This is a genomic window from Sulfuricaulis sp., from assembly GCF_041499725.1.
Classification (GTDB): Bacteria; Pseudomonadota; Gammaproteobacteria; order Acidiferrobacterales; family Sulfurifustaceae; genus Sulfuricaulis.
Window position 1 is genome coordinate 1 of record NZ_JBGQKW010000062.1, and the last position, 16843, is coordinate 16843.

The window sequence follows — 16843 nt, forward strand, 5'->3', positions numbered from 1 at the left end:
GAACTAAAACTTCAAGTGACTGAATGCGCCGCTTTTTAAGGCAGGCATGTCAGTCGCCCTTCATTGGATGACCAGGCTCGACAAGAGCGCCCACACAAATTACTTGATCTCGAATTTTTAAAGAACAAAAGCCGATACGACGGTACCGGCCCAAGGGAGGCGCATTATACGCGCCTAGCCCCTCGCGTCAACGCTTGATTTCAGCCTTTTTCAGGTCGGTCAGCGTGGCCGGGAAAGACTGATATCTACAATGGAAACTGCCTAATTTAAGGTACCAAACCATGGTACTCGGATATTCAGAAAGAACTGGACAGGATTGCGTCAATAAACCGGAGATCATCCAGGCCAAAGTCGATGAATGTCATGGCGATTCCGTTATGGGTCAGTCGCTGTACCCTGGGCTTGAGGGAATAGGTTCCGCTTTGATGGGGGGCGGACAAGAAGGTAACAGTCAGAGGAGTGCCAGCCTTCAGCGGCTGATTGCCAGTGGCTTCCACAAAAAGCCCGCCAATACTTGGTGCTTAGGGAATACGTTGCAATGTGACTCTGGCAGCGATTCGCTTGCCTACTTGATATACATGAGACGACGGCACAGGAATCTCTTTGTAAAAATCAGTGATTTTTTCACCGTCGATTCGAACGGCACCTTGTTCCATCATGCGCCGTGCTTCCGACGTGCTCTCCACAAGGCCCGCGCCACGCAAAATCTGTGGGACAGTTGCGTGCTTCAACTTCACCTGCAAGGGTATCTCCTGAATGTCAGTAGGAATCGCTCCCTGCTGGAATCGCTCAATGAAATCCCCCCAAGCCAGATCTGCGTCGGCCTTCGTGTGGAACCGAGCGACGATCTCACGCGCGAGTTCAAATTTAACGTCTCGAGGATTCCGGCCCAACTTCACCCCGTCCTTGAGAGACTGTATCTCGGCGCTTGACCGAAAACTCAATAGATCGAAGTAGCGCCACATTAACTCATCGGAGATGGACATGATTTTTCCAAACATCTCCCGTGGAGTATCAGTAATCCCGATGTAGTTGCCGAGCGACTTCGACATCTTATTCACACCGTCGGTGCCTTCGAGCAGCGGCATCGTGATCACGACTTGGGGTGCTTGTCCGTTGAGCTTCTGTAGCTCACGCCCGGCCAGTAAATTGAATTTCTGATCGGTTCCTCCCAGCTCCACGTCGGCGTGCATCGCGACCGAGTCATAGCCCTGGATCAAAGGATAAAGGAATTCGTGAATTGCGATCGGCTGGCCGGACTTGTAGCGCTTGGCGAAATCATCACGCTCGAGCATGCGCGCCACCGTGTGCGTGGCCGCGAGCTGGATCAGATCGGATGCACGCATCTCGCTCATCCAGCTGGAATTGAACATCACCAGTGTTTTTTCCGGATCGAGGATCTTGTAAATCTGGGTTTCGTAGGTGCGCGCATTCTCAATCACCTCGTCACGCGAGAGCGGCGGGCGCGTGGTGTTCTTGCCGGTCGGATCGCCGATCATGCCGGTGAAATCGCCGATCAGAAACAGGACTTCGTGGCCCAGGTCCTGGAACTGGCGCAGCTTGTTGATGAGCACCGTGTGCCCGAGATGCAGGTCGGGCGCGGTCGGGTCGAAGCCCGCCTTCACGCGCAGTCGCCGCCCGGATTTTAGACGCTCGGTGAGTTCGGATTCGAGCAGAATTTCTTCGGTGCCGCGCTGGATAATGCGCAGCGATTCGCTTGCCTCTGTCATGAAATAATCCGGAAAGTGTCGGAAGATTTGTGCGGTGCCAAGGGTACCATAGCCGACCCGTCATGGCATGTTGGCGCCACATGGCGGGTTCACGTCCATCCGCTGATCGGCTAGACTTGATGCTGCGGTTTCAATTAATCAAGACCAGGATGAAAGCCTTGCCCAAAGTACTTCTCAAGTACATTAAACTTCTGACTCGCCGTTCAACCCGCTTCCGTCACTTTCACCGGCGGGGGGTGTGGCTACTGGGGCTGGCGATTTTTCTCACCTCGGTGACGATCGCCGCCATCATACCGCGCGGGGGTGATGCCCCACCGGCGGGTACGCTGATTCCGGCGACACCGCCACAAACGGTGCTACTCGGTAACGCGATTCTTCCGACAGTGGCGAACGGCTTGGCGCCACCCCCCGCCGTTACCGAAACACCGGCAACGAAGTCTTCTAACCGCGAATCATGGACCGAGGTCACGGTCCGGAAAGGCGACACCCTGTCGGACATCCTGAAACGGCATGGGTACGACGGCAACGAAATCAGTCGCGTGATCCAGTCCAGTCCCGAGGCGCACGTGTTTCGCCAGGTGCATCCGGGGCAAACACTGCGCTGGCGCGCCGAGGCCGGCCGGCCCTGGCAGGAGCTTGTCTATGAAACCGATCCCGGTGAGGCGTTTCATCTCATCCGCCAGGAGGGTCGGTTTGATCTTACCAAGGAAATACGCGCCTTTGAGACGCGCATCGCCCATGTCAGTGGCGCCATCGAATCGTCGCTGTTCGAAGACGGACAGGAGGCCGGACTTTCCGACGCGCTGATCATGAAGCTCGCGGAGATCTTCGGATGGGATATCGACTTTGCTCTCGATCTGCGCCGTGGCGACAGTTTTTCGGTGATTCACGAGGAAAAATACTGGCAGGGTCAGAAAGTGGCTGATGGGCCGATTCTGGCCGCCGAGTTCATCAATCAGGGACGCGTCTTCCGCGCCATCGCTTATCGAGACGTCAACGGCTATACCTCCTACTTCACGCCCGAAGGCATGAGCATGCGCCGACCGTTTCTGCGCACACCGGTGGAATTCAGCCGCATCACCTCGCGCTTCTCCACTGGCCGCTTCCATCCCCTCCTCAAAAAATGGCGGGCGCACAAGGGGGTGGACTATGGCGCTCCCGTCGGCACGCCGGTGCGCGCCACGTCCAGCGGACGTATTCTGTCCTTGGGCTGGAACGGCGGCTACGGCAAGCGCATTGTCATCCGGCACAATGCCACCTACAGCACGCTGTACGCGCATCTGTCGCGGTTCAACACCAGCCTCCGCGTCGGCAGCTTCGTGGATCAGGGTCAGACCATCGGTTACGTGGGCGCCACGGGCCTGGCCAGCGGTCCGCACCTGCATTATGAATTTCAGGTCAACGGCGAACATCGCAATCCGCTGACGTTCCGATTCCCGGGGTCCACGCCGATCGCCGGGGAACATCGTGACGACTTCGCGCGGATGACGAAAACCTGGAACGCGCGACTGGACCTTATCGGCCGCGGCACGCTGATCGCCACCAACCGCTAAATCAAACCCCTTGTAACTTCCCGCGCGCTGCCCGAAACTCAGGCCATGCACTATATCGGGCTGATGTCAGGAACCAGCGTGGACGGCATCGATGCCGCGCTGGTCTCCATCTCCGCCGATGGCAAACCCGTCCTAGTCGCCTCCCATGCGCATCCGATTCCACCCGCGATGCGCGGCGAGATCCAGACCTTGATGCGCGCCGGCGCCAACGAAATCGAACGCTTCGGCGAATTGGACATGGCCCTCGGAGGCCTGTTTGCCGAAGCGGCCAATGCCGTAATCCAGCAGGCGGGTCTTGATAAAAAGAACATCCGCGCCATCGGCAGCCACGGCCAGACGCTGCGGCACCGGCCGCGCGCGGCACATCCTTTCACGCTGCAGATCGGCAACCCTTCCGTGATCGCCGAGCGCACCGGCATCACCACCGTGGCGGACTTTCGCGCGCGCGACATTGCTGCCGGCGGTCAGGGCGCGCCGCTCGTGCCGGCGTTTCATCGCCAGATGTTTCATTCGACGCGGCGTAACCGCGTCATCCTCAACATCGGCGGGATTGCCAATGTCACTTATCTTCCCGCCGATGCCTCACAGCCGGTGAGCGGCTTCGACACCGGCCCGGGCAACACGCTGCTTGACCAATGGATGGGGCATCACAATGCACGCGACTGCGATGACGCGGGACAATGGGCCGCTTCCGGTAAATCCTCCAAGGCCCTGCTGGAGCAACTGCTGACAGACCCTTACTTCGCGGCATCACCACCCAAGAGCACGGGGCGCGAGTATTTCCATCTGGATTGGCTCCATGACCATCTGCAGAAACTGTCTCCGGCGGCACCCACCGCCGTCGACGTACAGGCGACGCTCGTGCAATTGAGCGCGTTGAGCATTACGCAGGCAGTGATCCGGTACCTGCCGCAGACGCAAGAGGTATATGTCTGCGGCGGCGGCGCGCATAACCATGAATTGATGTCGGCACTGGCTGAATATTTTTCCAGTATCCCCGTGGCCACGACTGAAGCATTGGGTCTGCATCCGGACTGGGTGGAAGGGGTGGCCTTCGCCTGGCTGGCGCATCAAACGCTGGAGCGGCGGCCCGGTAATCTGCCGTCCGTTACCGGCGCCAGGCATGTTGTCATACTGGGAGGAATTTATCCTGCGTGAACCCGCAGGTTGGATTGCTACTGTGCTTCAATAAAACAAAAGGGCCCAGACGGGCCCTTTTGATGTTTCTGGATTGAAGCAGTTTTCAGGTGTTGAAGGACGAACCGCAACCACAGGTGGTTTTGGCTTGCGGGTTCTTGATCACAAACTGGGCGCCCTGGACGCCCTCCTGAAAATCGATTTCAGCTCCCGTCAGATACTGGAAGCTCAACGGGTCGACCAGCAGGGTAACGCCGTTTTTTTCCACGCGCGTATCGTCTTCATTGGCGCTCTCTTCGAACGTAAAGCCGTACTGAAATCCCGAACACCCGCCGCCGGAAACAAACACCCGCAGCATCAGCGCCGGATTCTTTTCCTCTTCGATCAGTTCCTTCACCTTTTTTGCCGCGCTGTCGGTGAACAGCAGAGGTGACGGCATCTCGGGCATGGCAGCACTCATATTGGACCTCCACAAATCTCAGGGACTTTCAATAAAACTATTATCCTATTCCTGACCCATCAGGTCAACGATCCTGGTGTTCAGCCTCCGAATTGCCTTCGCCAGCCGATTTCAGCCGCGTGACCGTACCTTTATTAACCTCGATTGTATCCCGCACCAAATTGCCATTGATCACGGCCCCGAGGGACATTTCAATCACCTTGTAATACACGTCCCCGGAAATTTCCGCCTTGGGCTGAAGTTCGATGCGCTCAGCAGCGCGGACGTTTCCCTTGATCGTTCCATTGGTGATGATGTGCGGCACCGTCACATTGCCGGTCACCGCGGCATTTTCACTCAGCACCAAAGTGCTGTTGCCGTCGCCCTTGGCCGTGATATTGCCGCGGACTTTCCCGTCAACACGCAGTCCACCCGTGAACACGATATCGCCCTTGAGATCGGTCTTGGCGCCGATCAGCGTATCAATCGTGTTGCACGGTTTTTCAGTCGGGATTTTTCCCAGAGCAGATAACATAGACATATACCCTCCATGTAATAGATTTAATTGTAGACGTGCCGGGGCTAAAAACATGGCACGCCGAAACAGGGGCTTAGCTTAACCCCGTCCGCCGGACATTACACCTGCGGCCAGTTATAACTGGCTTCCGCCATCGAGGCCCCGCCCGGGGACGTGATATTCACCTTGATACGCTTAGGCTGAAAATTCCGGGGCAGCTCGAACTTTCCCTCGATATCCTGAAAATACTTGAAGCTAACCAATATGGCGTGCTCGTTCGCCGCCGGGACCTTCAACACGACGTCCTCACCCACCTGTACGCCGCTGATCTCAAAGCTGGCGCGCCCCTGAATCGAGCTCTCGTGTTTCAGAGCCTGGATGAGCACCAGCTTGTAGCGATACTGATTCGCGCTGCCGGCCGATTCGATGTAGAGATTTTGGATACGCAGGCCACTTTTCTTATCGGTCGGCGAGATGATGTTGCGGTAGAAATTCAGCTCTTCCCGGAGCTTGACGATCTCCTGCGCCGAGGCCTTGAGCGACTTGTCCAGGTCCTGGTAGGCCGCCTGATCCATCTGGATGGTCCGTTGCGCGCGCGCCAGGGACTCCTGCAGTTCATGGTTCTCGTCGCGCAATTTGCGCATCTCGTCCTGCAACGTGAGCTGGGTCTGCTCCGCTGACTGGCGCTCAAAACCGGCACGGTTCAATCCGTAGTTGTAGATCAGGCCCGCCGAAACCAGCAGCGCCACAGCGGCGATCACTGAGAGCAACAGTTTGATGCGCGGTGAATACCGCGGCTTGATCACCAGCTCACCGGGTTTGTTCAAATCAATCATTGTAGGCAGGAAAATCCACGGTTTACTTGAACATAGCCGGATCGGCTATCGATCACAAGCCGCAATAACCTCAGGGCAGCACGGCGGCCTGATCGAGACCCATCCTTTCATCCAAGCCGAACATGATGTTCATGTTCTGAATCGCCTGACCGGCGGCGCCCTTGACCAGATTATCGATCACCGACAGCACGACGACGGTATCCCCACCCTGAGGTTGATGTACGGCAATGCGGCAGACATTCGAGGCGCGCACTGAGCGCGTCTCGGGATGGCTGCCCGCGGGCATGACATCCACGAACGGCTCGCTGGCGTAGCGCTTCTCGAATACGGCTTGGAGATCCACCCCCGGTTTGGTGAGCCTCGCATAAAGCGTGGCATGAATGCCGCGGATCATGGGCGTGAGATGCGGCACGAAGGTCAGCCCCACGGGCTTAGTCTTGACGGCATCGAGACCCTGACGAATCTCGGGCCAGTGACGATGGCCGGCGACGCCATAGGCCTTCATGGAGTCCGCCGCTTCTGAAAACAATGTATGCACTTCCGCTTTCCGGCCAGCACCAGTCACACCGGATTTGGCATCGGCAATCAGATGCTGCGTATCCACAAGATCGTTCTCCAGCAGCGGCAGAAAACCCAACTGCACGGCGGTCGGGTAGCAACCGGGATTGGCAACCAGCCGGGCTTTCTTAATTTTCTCACGGTTAACTTCCGGTAGTCCGTAAACGGCTTCGGCGAGCAGCTCGGAGCAGGCATGCGGCATGCCGTACCATTTTTCCCATACCGCCGGGTCCTTCAGGCGGAAGTCAGCGGCCAGATCGATAAACTTCACCCCGGTCTTGAGCAGTTCGCGTGCGTGCGTCATGGCCACACCATTGGGCGTGGCCGAGAATACGGTATCGCAACCGGCCAGAGATTTTGCGTCGGGCTCGGTGAAGGTGAGATCAATATGCCCTCGCAAGCTGGGAAACAACTCTGCCACCTTCTTCCCGACCTCGCCCCGGGAAGTAATGACCCGCAAATCCGCTTCGGGATGCGCGGCCAGCAGGCGCAGTAATTCCACGCCGGTATAACCTGTGCCACCGATGATGCCGATCTTGATCATTGAAATTCGAGCTGCCGACAGAAAGGTCAAATTCTAACAGATACGCCACTGTTCAAGACCAAAAAAAACGGGGCCCGTCGGGCCCCGTCAGATACTGCAGATTACTATTTGTTACTTTAAGTCATCAGCACTGTTTTTTTAGAAGTTGACGACCATGCCCAGCGAGACGGCACTCGGCGACTTTCCTGCGCCCACCGCTGGAACACTGCTCGTGCCGTGTCCCGCGTAGCTGCTCGATACATTGACGTTCTGGCCAACATCATTGTCCGCCTTGGCATAGTCCAGATAGACCTTGGTGGTCTTGCTGAAATTATGGTCAACGCCGATGGCCCAAACGGTGGCACCATCATCCGGGTTTGCAGTGTCAACCGAATCGACCTTGGCGTACTGGGCCTTGAACAGGTTGTTGGCCATTTTAAAGCCGGCTCCGATGCCCCAAGTCGATCCGTCAATACCATCTAAGCCGAGGAGATTGCTCACTTTGTCGTAGATAGCAGCGACGTAAAACTCAGGGGTGATGTTAAACATACCAACCAACCGCATATCACTCTCTTCCTTCAGGTTGCTGTTGTGGTAGTTATGTACTTCATAACCCAAACCGAGATAAATCGGCCCCTGTGACCAGGTGACGTTGCCGCTTGTGATACCGGTTGTGGGAGCGGCAGAGGGAGAGACGTCAGTATTCGCTTCAGACGTAGAATACAACACTGCAGCCTGGATACCGCTGAATGAAGGGCTGTCGTAACGCACCATGTTGCTCGCGCGGTTATCGAATCTGGCGTAACCGATTCCGACGCGCAGATCACCGATCTCTTCGTTGAACGCATCGATCTTGCGGCTCATATCCTTAACCGGTGTATCGTGACGGCCAAACTTTACCGATCCCCACGAAGAACCGGCAAAACCCATGTAGGTGTTGCGAAGGGTGTTACCAAAACCGCTAGAGCCATCGTCAGCATTGAAAACGCCGGATTCAACCTGGTAGATGGCTTTGAGACCACCACCGAGATCTTCATTGCCCTTGATGCCGAAGCGGCTGCTGTTGCTGTTCAGCAAGCCATTCGAGGTATCGGTTACAGCGGGAATGGTGGCGGCGGGGACAATAGTAGTACGGGCAGCAGCAGCGCCGCCATTATCATAGTTATCCATCGACTCATGGAAATGACCATAAACTACGGTGTCCGCCTGCGCCGCTAACATCGGGCCAGCAACCAGTGTCGCGCCCATCGCTGCGATAAGAAGCTTCTTGTTCATCAGATTCCTCCTGGAATGAAGGTAGTTGAGAGTAAAACTCAAGCGCAGTTCATCTGCGCTTGATGTATCTTATAGCACAGCTTTTTGCGAATATGCAACGTATTATTGTAAAAATGCCACATATGAATATATTGTTGTATTTATACAACATTATGGTATTTTGCCGGAAATTTAAGGGCAGATTAGGAAAGCAAAGTTGAGGCCAGGATTACTCGGGACTTTCGACGCTACGCTTCCTGCTTCGCTTGAAAGCCAGGGCTCAGCTCCTGCCTCGCCCGTTCAGCGGGACAAAGGTCCACTGGACCTTTGTTTTCTCTTCCGCCTCACCCCTGTCCCTCGCCTCTTTTTAATGCATGGGGCCAGCGTCCTAACGCTCTGCTGTTCCGCGCAGTTCTAAGCTCGACCATCCATGTCTCGCTAAGAACTCCAAGGCTTGCCTTTCTTCGCTTTGCAATCTTTGCTTCGCTCGAAAGTCCGGGGTTCGCCATCCATGGCGAACCCGCTCGGCGGGAGAAAGGTTCACCGGACCTTTCTCTTCTTCCGCCTTGCCCATGGCAAGCCCGTTCGGTGGAACGCGATCGGTGAATCGCAAGCTTTCCACCTCACCCCTGCGCCGCTGGTCGAACCCAAGGGTTCTCCTCCTAGTCCCGAATCAAAAAACAAAACGGCCCATATCAAGATGGGCCGTTTTGTTTTTTGGCTGGGGGACTAGGATTCGAACCTAGATAAACAGAGTCAGAGTCTGTTGTCCTACCGTTAGACGATCCCCCAGTAAGGGGCGGGATTCTAAAGAGCTATAGGGGGAGGGTCAATTTATTGAAAGGCCGTGACAGCTGTTATACAAGAGAAATTAAATGATCTCTCCTGCGCTGGGATGCGTCCATTCATCTTGCAGCTGGCGAAATACAGCGACAAAAATTTACCGCCAAAAAAATAAAGCCACCCGAAGGTGGCTTTATGGATATACCGGCTGAGATGCCTTTAGCGCTTGGAGTATTGCGGTCTCTTGCGCGCCTTGTGCAAGCCGTATTTCTTGCGCTCGACGGCACGCGCGTCGCGCGTAACATAACCGGCCTTACGCAGGGTCGGGCGAAGCGTTTCGTCATAGGCCATGAGCGCACGCGTAATGCCGTGACGGATGGCGCCGGCCTGGCCGCTGGGCCCGCCGCCGTCGACGTTCACCATGACATCAAACTTGTTCACCATATCCACCGCCACAAACGGCTGACGCACGATCATGCGCGCCGTTTCACGACCGAAATATTTATCGACCGATAAGCTGTTGACGACGATATCGCCTTTGCCGGGCTTGAGATAAACCCGCGCCTTCGACGTTTTGCGTCGTCCGGTTGCACGATAGATGTTTGCTTGTGCCATAAATGTATATATGTCGCCCTATTTTGTTCGTCTGGACAAAATAATTTATTTCGCGCTTAAATATTTTAGATTTCCAGAACCTTGGGACTCTGTGCCGAATGACGGTGTTCCGCGCCACGATAAACCTTGAGCTTGCGGAACATCTGGCGTCCCAACGGATTCTTGGGAAGCATTCCGCGAACCGCCTCTTCAATAACATCGCACGGCGCGCGCTTCATCATGTCTTGGAAGCTTGTCACCTTGAGGCCGCTCTGATAGCCGGTATAGCGGTGATAAATCTTGTCCCGGCTCTTCTTGCCCGTGACCATCAGTTTGTCGGCATTGACGATGATGATGTAGTCGCCGGTATCCACGTGCGGGGTGAACTCCGCTTTGTGCTTGCCACGTAAGCGGCGGGCAACTTCGGTGGCAACCCGTCCGAGAACCTTACCGGCCACATCGATCACGTACCAGTCGCGCTTGACGGTTTCCTGTTTGGCAGAAAAAGTTTTCATGGAGATGGTTCAATAATCCGTTGTCGGGCTTCCCGCCCCTAAATCGGCACATTCCTGGCGCCGGAAAGCCGCGCATATTACAAAAGACGGTTCCAAGATACAAGGAAAAACCGGGAATTGCCGAGTAATACCGAGATAGGAGACCCGATGTATTCACTAAATGACGGAGAACATCAGGCAAAAAAAAGGCGTGGCTGGGGAGCCACGCCCGAACCACCACTAGGAGGATGGAGGAGCCTTTACCCGGCGCTCGTCGCGCCGTCAGAAAATCTTTCAACTTCCTATCTAGAGATTAGCAAACATCGGGCCAATCGCCAGAAATCTCTAAACAACAGTATATAATAATTATCTAATATTTCTACCTATTGTCAAGCTCGATTTAAGAGATCTCTAAGTACAAAGGTAATGACGTAACACCATGATTAAAATTAATAAATTACAAAGAACGTCATTCAAACCAATCTCTAACCTACTTGCTACATCAACTTCAATTGCTAAGACCCGGCTTCTTTATGTTGGTTCATTCGCAAGAGAGAACCAAAAATGCCCCATTTTGGTGCAGATAACACAATTTCCGCATCTGGACCGGCAATTTATGTCAGTCTCAATGGTGCCATGAGCTAGCTTTTCAGCTTCAGACGCTCGACGACATGTCCTTGCCGAAGATGCTGATCAATTATCTCGTCGATATCTTCCTTGTCCACATAGGTGTACCAAGTCCCCTCCGGATAAATCACCACCACGGGTCCTTCCTCGCAACGATCCAGACACCCTGCGGTATTGATCCGCACACCCCCCTTTCCATCCAGGCCAAGTGATTTGATCCGCTCCTTGGCATAATCGCGTACTTCCTGTGAATGGTGGTTGGCACAACACGCACGACCATCCTCGCGCCGATTTATGCAGAAAAAGACGTGATAGCGGTAATAAGACATCGATCCGGGCAAGGCTGCGCTTGAGTAACAAATGATTGGATAACGAATTATAGGACACCGGCCCGCTATCGGTATATTTTGCATAACTGCCCTTAACGAACTATCGCCAATTTTGAACTCAGCCTTCTATATAAAGCGCGAAGCCGCCAAATGTGTGGCTTGTGGCCTATGCCTGCCCCATTGTCCTACCTACGGTCTTCTGCACGACGAATCGGAATCGCCGCGCGGTCGACTGTCGCTCATGCTGGCCCTGGCAAAAGGTGAATTACCGCTGAGCGACAAGCTGGAATTGCATCTGGCGCGCTGCCTTGATTGCCGCGCATGCGAAAAGGTGTGTCCATCTTACGTCTCCTACGGGCTGGCACTCGACTCGGCGCGCGCCTTGATCGAAGTCGCACGCGAACCTTCTATCTCGCCGGCAACACGATCTGTTTCGATACTTCAATGGCTGGTGGAAAAACCCGGCAGAGTGCGCACACTGGGAAAATTTCTGTGGCTGTATCACCTGTCCGGTCTGCAGTGGCTCCTGCGGACCAGTCGCCTCCTCAAGTTATTCGGATTCGCTGAACTGGAGGAAAATCTTACGTCGCCGCCAACTCCCAAAGCCGCGGTGGAAATTTATCCGACAACGAGCAAATCAAAAGGCAAAGTCACCTTTTTTACCGGCTGCCTGACACAGATCACGGATCAACAAACCCTGATTTCGACGATCCGATTATTAAATCGTCTCGGATATGAAGTGCATGTACCGCCGGATCAGGGATGCTGCGGTGCACTGCATCTGCACAGCGGTCTGCCCGAAAAAACCGCCGAGCTCATGGGGCAGAATATCAAGGCATTCACCGGTAATACGGAACCCATCCTTTGTGCCGCCAGCGGCTGCACGGCAACACTGAGCGAATATGCAAAGTATCGGGAGAGTGACGAATCCTCTGACCGGTTTTCCTCCCGCGTCACGGATTTAAACCAGTTTCTCGCAGGACTGGCATGGTCTTCGGATATCGTTTTCCGCCCGCTGAAAAAACGTGTCGCGGTGCATAACCCCTGCACCTTGACCAATGTCCTGCGGCAGGAGGACAAGCCCTATGCGCTGCTTGCCCGCATTCCCGGCGCGGAGATAATTCCCCTGCCGGATAATTCGCTGTGCTGCGGGGCGGCCGGGACCTACCATCTGACACAGACACGGATCGCACGGCAATTGCGCGCGCCAAAAATAGATCACTTGAGACGGCTCGCGCCGGATATCCTGGTGACGTCCAATTCGGGCTGCGCCATGTATCTGGCCGCGGGCATCCGCGAAGCCGGATTGGCCATCGAGGTAATGCATCCCGTGGTACTGCTTGAAAAACAGATACAAAACGGCACCAGCACCTGAGTGCCCTTGTAGGAAAGCGCCACCATCGGTATCGTACCTTTCATTATGTCCAGACGAATGAAATAGGGCGAAATATATGACCGACCGCACCCTAAGCTTGCTTGATCGCCTGATCGGACAGCTCGACCAGGCGCTACATACCGTTTTCGGCCCGGCGCCACTGGCCGCGCGCGACAATCCGGCGACGGGAAAAAGCGATCCCGCGCTTACGGCGGCCGAGCGTGAACTGTCCGGCCGGTTGATGCGCATCAATCACGTCGGGGAAATCTGCGCTCAGGCGTTGTATCAGGGCCAGGCGCTGACCGCGCGGCTGCCCGAGGTACGCGGGAAAATGGAACAGGCGGCGCAGGAAGAAAACGATCACCTCGCCTGGACCGAGCAGCGCATCCACGAACTCGGAGGCCATGTAAGCTACCTGAATCCGCTGTGGTACGCCGGCTCATTCGCCCTCGGCGCGCTCGCGGGCGCTCTCGGCGACAAGTGGAGTCTGGGATTCGTCGCGGAGACCGAGAAACAGGTGGTGGAACACCTGAACGATCATCTGCGTCAGATCCCCACGGCGGACGATAAGAGCCGGGCGATCCTGGAGCAGATGCGCGACGACGAAGGCCGTCATGCCACGGTGGCGATCGAATCCGGCGGCGCTGCTTTGCCGGAACCCGTCAAGCAATGGATGCAGTGCAATTCAAAAATCATGACACGCACGGCGTACTGGATTTAGCTTTCGCGATAGTTATTAGTTATTTTCCAGCCAGCGGTGGATGATAAATCATCTGCACGGTATTTCCGTCGGGGTCGCGGCAGTAGAAACTGCGTGCGCCGTCGCGATGGGTTCTGGGTTCCTTGACGATGGCCACGCCGTTCGACTTGAGGAAGGCATGCCATGCGTCCACCTCCCCGATCTCGCGCAAGACAAATCCGATGTGATCGAGCCGCTGCGCCGGCCCCGGCTCGGCGCCGGATGGTGCACGGTGCAGGGCCAAGTTATCGGCCCCGCCGGTGAGATACACGTTGTCCGGATCCGGCCGCCATTCCACGCGCATCCCAAGCAGCTCAGTGTAAAACCGCTCGCAGGACTCGAGGTCGCGGACGTTCAGCGCGACATGATGCAGTCCGGGAACCGCTGCCGGCCGCCTCATCACCGCCGCCTCCGAGATGCCGAACACGACCAACACGCCATGCCGTCGGCGTCCTGCGGCAATTCGCCGGTCGCATCCCCGCTGCGCAGGGCCCCTGCTCCGCGGCTCATGCCGCTATCTCCCTGATCTCGAAATCATGCGTGATCTGTGCCGTCTTGCCGAGCATGATGGAGGCTGAACAATACTTGGTCGCGGAAAGCTCGATGGCGTGCTGGACTTTTTTCGGATCCAGACCCTTGCCGCTGACGACAAAATGAATATGAATATGCGTGAACACCTTGGGGTCGGTCGCGGCGCGGCGGGCCTCCACCTCGGCCACGCAGCCGACGATTTCCTGGCGTGACTTGCGCAGAATATGCACCACGTCGTATGCCGTGCAGCCGCCCATGCCGATCAGCACCAGTTCCATAGGACGCGCGCCCTGGTTCTGGCCGCCGGATTCCGGCGCGCCGTCCATGATCACGGTGTGACCGCTATCCGCAGTGCCGGCAAAACTGACCCCGCCGCTCCACTTGATAATTGCTTTCATGATTTCCTCTCTCGACGCTGTATCGAGACATTGAATAATTCTTTCAATTTCGCACCGGGGTCGTCGGCCTTCATGAAGGTCTCACCCACCAGAAAGGCATTCACGCCTTGCGTCCGTAAAAGAGCGACATCCCCGGGCGTGCCGATTCCGCTCTCGGTCACTACGATGCGATCCGGCGGAATTTTCTTTAGCAAGCTGAAGGTCGTTTCCAAGGTTGTCCGGAAAGTGCGTAGATCGCGGTTGTTGATGCCAATCAAAGGAGTATTAAGGGCCAGCGCGCGATCAAGTTCCCGTTCATCATGCACCTCCACCAGCACATCCATGCCCAGTTCCGCCGCGAGGACGGCGAGTTCGCGCATCCGGGAATCCTCCAGGGCGGCGACAATCAGCAGAATGGCGTCCGCGCCAATGACACGCGCCTCGACCACCTGATAGGGGTCCATGGTGAAATCCTTGCGCAGCACCGGCAACGCGCAGGCGGCGCGCGCCTGCTGGAGATGCTCGTCGGCGCCCTGGAAAAAGTCCACGTCGGTCAGCACCGACAGGCAGGTGGCGCCGTGGCGTTCATAACTCCTGGCGATATCGGCCGGCCGGAAATCCGCGCGCATCAGGCCCTTGCTGGGGCTCGCTTTCTTGATCTCGGCGATGACCGCGGGACGACCGGCGGCAAGTCGGCTCTGAATCGCCTGTAAAAAGCCGCGCGCAGCGGGCGTGGATCCGGCACGCTGACGCAGCGCCGGGAGCGGCAAGCGGCTGGCGCGCGCGGCAATCTCCTCGCGCTTGCGCGCCAGGATCTTCCGGAGAATGTCAGGGGTAGCGTTCACTTCGCTGACAATTTTTTGCTCAGGGCCACGAGATCATGCAGCTTCTTCGTGGCCGCGCCGCTGGCGATGACTTCCAGCGCGGTTTTGACGCCGGTGCCGAGATCGGACGCGAGTCCGGCAACATAGATCGCCGCCCCGGCGTTGAGCGCGACGATATCGCGCGCGGGTCCGGGCTTGTTGTTCAGCACCGATTCGATGACCGAAAGGCTTTCGGCCGGACTCGCGACAGCCAGTTTGGATACATCGCCGCGTTGGATACCGAACTGCTCCGGCTGGATCGTAAAGACGCGCACCCGCCCTTCCTTCAACTCCGCGACGTGCGTGGGCGCACCAATGCTGATCTCGTCCATGCCGTCCTCGGCATGGACCACGAGTACATGCTCGCTCCCGAGCCGCTGTAACACTTCCGCCAATGGCTCAATCCACTGTAACGAATACACGCCCAGTACCTGATTGGGAGCGTTCGCCGGATTGGTCAGAGGCCCGAGCAGATTGAAGAGGGTGCGCACGCCCATCTCGCGCCGCGGACCGATGGCGTGCTTCATCGCCCCATGATGTTTGGGCGCGAACATGAAACCCACACCCACTTCGTTGACGCAGCGCGCGACCTGATCGGGCGTGAGTTCCAGGCTCACGCCCGCGGCCTCGAGCACATCCGCGCTGCCGGACTTGCTCGACACTGAGCGGTTGCCGTGCTTGGCCACCTTGCCGCCCGCCGCCGCCACCACGAAGGCGGAGGCGGTCGAGATATTGAAGGTGCAGGCCCCGTCGCCGCCGGTGCCGCAGGTATCCACGAGATGCGGGCCGCTGACGTCCACATGCGTGGCGAGTTCGCGCATTACTTCAGCGGCGGTAGCGATTTCCTCCACGGTCTCGCCCTTGGTGCGCAATCCCACGAGAAAACCCCCGATCTGCGCCGGTGTCGCCTGCCCGGTCATGATCAGACGCATGACCGCGCGCATCTCGGCGCCGGACAGATGGCGCCGTTCGATCACGGCGCGGATAGCGGAAGGCATGTCCATGAAATTCTCTCGATGATGAAAATGACAAACGGGATGGATTCTGTCGCCGAACTGCGATGCCGGTCAAGGCAAAACCGGCACTGGCTCCACGGCCTCCTCACGGTGGCGCCAGAACCACCACAGCCCCAAACCCGTCAGGTTGAGCATGAGCATACCGCCGGCCAGGAACTCCACCCGGCTTGAAAGCAGCGGCGCCAGCACACCCGCCACTACGGCATTGAAGCCGGCCTGACCGAACCCCTGCAATGCCGAGGTCAGACCGCGGTGAGCTGGAAACACATCGAGCGCGATCAGACTCAGATTCGGCATGGCCAGTGACATCCCCGTCGCGTAAACCACGACCGGGACAATGATCGTGAGCGCCGTGTGCGCCAGCCATAACGCCAGGCCCAGATTCACGCCCGCCGCCGCGAGCATGAGCGTGAAGCCCGCCGTGACTGCCTGCTCATGCGTGAAACGTCCCGCGATCCGTCCCGAAATAAAGGCACCGAGCATCAAACCGGTCACCAGGGGAATGAACAGCCACCCGAAGTCATCGGCACCGTAATGCAGATGCCGGTACATCACATCAGGCGAACCC

Annotated in this window: 19 protein-coding genes and 1 tRNA gene; 5 read left to right on the forward strand and 15 right to left on the reverse strand. The window is 56.9% G+C overall.

Annotated features, from left to right (window positions below):
* Positions 1-521 precede the first annotated feature (521 nt).
* A complete protein-coding gene (gene tyrS, locus ACC569_RS10510) occupies positions 522-1730 on the reverse strand; it encodes a tyrosine--tRNA ligase (RefSeq protein ID WP_372523479.1) in 1209 nt (402 codons plus the stop codon).
* Between the two features lie 158 nt (positions 1731-1888).
* Between tyrS and ACC569_RS10515 the strand changes: the two genes are divergently transcribed.
* Both ACC569_RS10515 and ACC569_RS10520 read left to right on the forward strand, forming a co-directional pair.
* The gene (locus tag ACC569_RS10515) at positions 1889-3283 is read left to right on the forward strand and encodes an OapA family protein (RefSeq protein WP_372523480.1); all 1395 of its coding nucleotides are present in this window, start codon (positions 1889-1891) and stop codon (positions 3281-3283) included.
* Between the two features lie 27 nt (positions 3284-3310).
* Complete coding sequence (locus ACC569_RS10520) at positions 3311-4441, forward strand: anhydro-N-acetylmuramic acid kinase (RefSeq protein ID WP_372523495.1); 1131 nt, start codon at positions 3311-3313, stop codon at positions 4439-4441.
* A gap of 85 nt (positions 4442-4526) precedes the next feature.
* Here the strand turns inward: ACC569_RS10520 and erpA are convergent, their stop codons facing one another.
* The 5 genes from erpA to ACC569_RS10545 form a co-directional block, all read right to left on the reverse strand.
* A complete protein-coding gene (gene erpA, locus ACC569_RS10525; RefSeq protein WP_372523481.1) occupies positions 4527-4880 on the reverse strand; it encodes an iron-sulfur cluster insertion protein ErpA in 354 nt (117 codons plus the stop codon).
* Positions 4881-4944: 64 nt separating this feature from the next.
* Entirely contained in the window at positions 4945-5400 is a 456-nt protein-coding gene (locus ACC569_RS10530; protein WP_372523482.1) for a polymer-forming cytoskeletal protein, read from the reverse strand.
* 95 nt (positions 5401-5495) lie between these two features.
* Complete coding sequence (locus tag ACC569_RS10535; protein ID WP_372523483.1) at positions 5496-6212, reverse strand: DUF6776 family protein; 717 nt, start codon at positions 6210-6212, stop codon at positions 5496-5498.
* Between the two features lie 70 nt (positions 6213-6282).
* The gene (gene argC / locus ACC569_RS10540) at positions 6283-7314 is read right to left on the reverse strand and encodes an N-acetyl-gamma-glutamyl-phosphate reductase (protein ID WP_372523484.1); all 1032 of its coding nucleotides are present in this window, start codon (positions 7312-7314) and stop codon (positions 6283-6285) included.
* 138 nt (positions 7315-7452) lie between these two features.
* Complete coding sequence (locus ACC569_RS10545; RefSeq protein WP_372523485.1) at positions 7453-8568, reverse strand: porin; 1116 nt, start codon at positions 8566-8568, stop codon at positions 7453-7455.
* A gap of 490 nt (positions 8569-9058) precedes the next feature.
* Between ACC569_RS10545 and ACC569_RS10550 the strand changes: the two genes are divergently transcribed.
* Entirely contained in the window at positions 9059-9280 is a 222-nt protein-coding gene (locus ACC569_RS10550) for a hypothetical protein (RefSeq protein WP_372523486.1), read from the forward strand.
* Here ACC569_RS10550 and ACC569_RS10555 read toward each other — a convergent pair.
* From ACC569_RS10555 to ACC569_RS10570, 4 genes are all read right to left on the reverse strand, one after another.
* Positions 9266-9339 (reverse strand) — tRNA-Gln (locus tag ACC569_RS10555). The genes ACC569_RS10550 and ACC569_RS10555 overlap by 15 nt on opposite strands.
* A 210-nt stretch (positions 9340-9549) precedes the next feature.
* Positions 9550-9945 carry a 30S ribosomal protein S9 gene (rpsI, locus tag ACC569_RS10560; RefSeq protein ID WP_372523487.1) on the reverse strand — a complete coding sequence of 132 codons (396 nt, stop codon included), beginning with the start codon at positions 9943-9945 and terminating at the stop codon, positions 9550-9552.
* A gap of 65 nt (positions 9946-10010) precedes the next feature.
* On the reverse strand, positions 10011-10439 hold the full coding sequence (gene rplM / locus ACC569_RS10565) for a 50S ribosomal protein L13 (protein ID WP_372523488.1): 429 nt from the start codon (positions 10437-10439) through the stop codon (positions 10011-10013).
* Positions 10440-11059: 620 nt separating this feature from the next.
* On the reverse strand, positions 11060-11374 hold the full coding sequence (locus ACC569_RS10570) for a ferredoxin (RefSeq protein ID WP_372523496.1): 315 nt from the start codon (positions 11372-11374) through the stop codon (positions 11060-11062).
* Positions 11375-11486: 112 nt separating this feature from the next.
* On the opposite strand from ACC569_RS10570, the gene ACC569_RS10575 reads away from it, so the two are divergent.
* Complete coding sequence (locus ACC569_RS10575) at positions 11487-12749, forward strand: (Fe-S)-binding protein (RefSeq protein WP_372523489.1); 1263 nt, start codon at positions 11487-11489, stop codon at positions 12747-12749.
* Positions 12750-12825: 76 nt separating this feature from the next.
* Complete coding sequence (gene coq7, locus ACC569_RS10580; protein WP_372523490.1) at positions 12826-13470, forward strand: 2-polyprenyl-3-methyl-6-methoxy-1,4-benzoquinone monooxygenase; 645 nt, start codon at positions 12826-12828, stop codon at positions 13468-13470.
* A gap of 19 nt (positions 13471-13489) precedes the next feature.
* Here coq7 and ACC569_RS10585 read toward each other — a convergent pair whose 3' ends face one another.
* The 5 genes from ACC569_RS10585 to ACC569_RS10605 form a co-directional block, all read right to left on the reverse strand.
* A complete protein-coding gene (locus ACC569_RS10585; RefSeq protein ID WP_372523497.1) occupies positions 13490-13888 on the reverse strand; it encodes a VOC family protein in 399 nt (132 codons plus the stop codon).
* A 106-nt stretch (positions 13889-13994) separates the two neighbouring features.
* Positions 13995-14417, reverse strand: a complete 423-nt coding sequence (locus tag ACC569_RS10590; protein WP_372523491.1) for an OsmC family protein — start codon at positions 14415-14417, stop codon at positions 13995-13997.
* Positions 14414-15241 carry an indole-3-glycerol phosphate synthase TrpC gene (gene trpC, locus ACC569_RS10595; RefSeq protein WP_372523492.1) on the reverse strand — a complete coding sequence of 276 codons (828 nt, stop codon included), beginning with the start codon at positions 15239-15241 and terminating at the stop codon, positions 14414-14416. The genes ACC569_RS10590 and trpC overlap by 4 nt, the downstream gene beginning before the upstream one ends.
* Complete coding sequence (gene trpD, locus ACC569_RS10600) at positions 15238-16263, reverse strand: anthranilate phosphoribosyltransferase (protein ID WP_372523493.1); 1026 nt, start codon at positions 16261-16263, stop codon at positions 15238-15240. The genes trpC and trpD overlap by 4 nt, the downstream gene beginning before the upstream one ends.
* 63 nt (positions 16264-16326) lie before the next feature.
* Positions 16327-16843, reverse strand: a 517-nt coding sequence (locus tag ACC569_RS10605; RefSeq protein ID WP_372523494.1) for an MFS transporter, incomplete at its 5' end; no start/stop codon positions are given.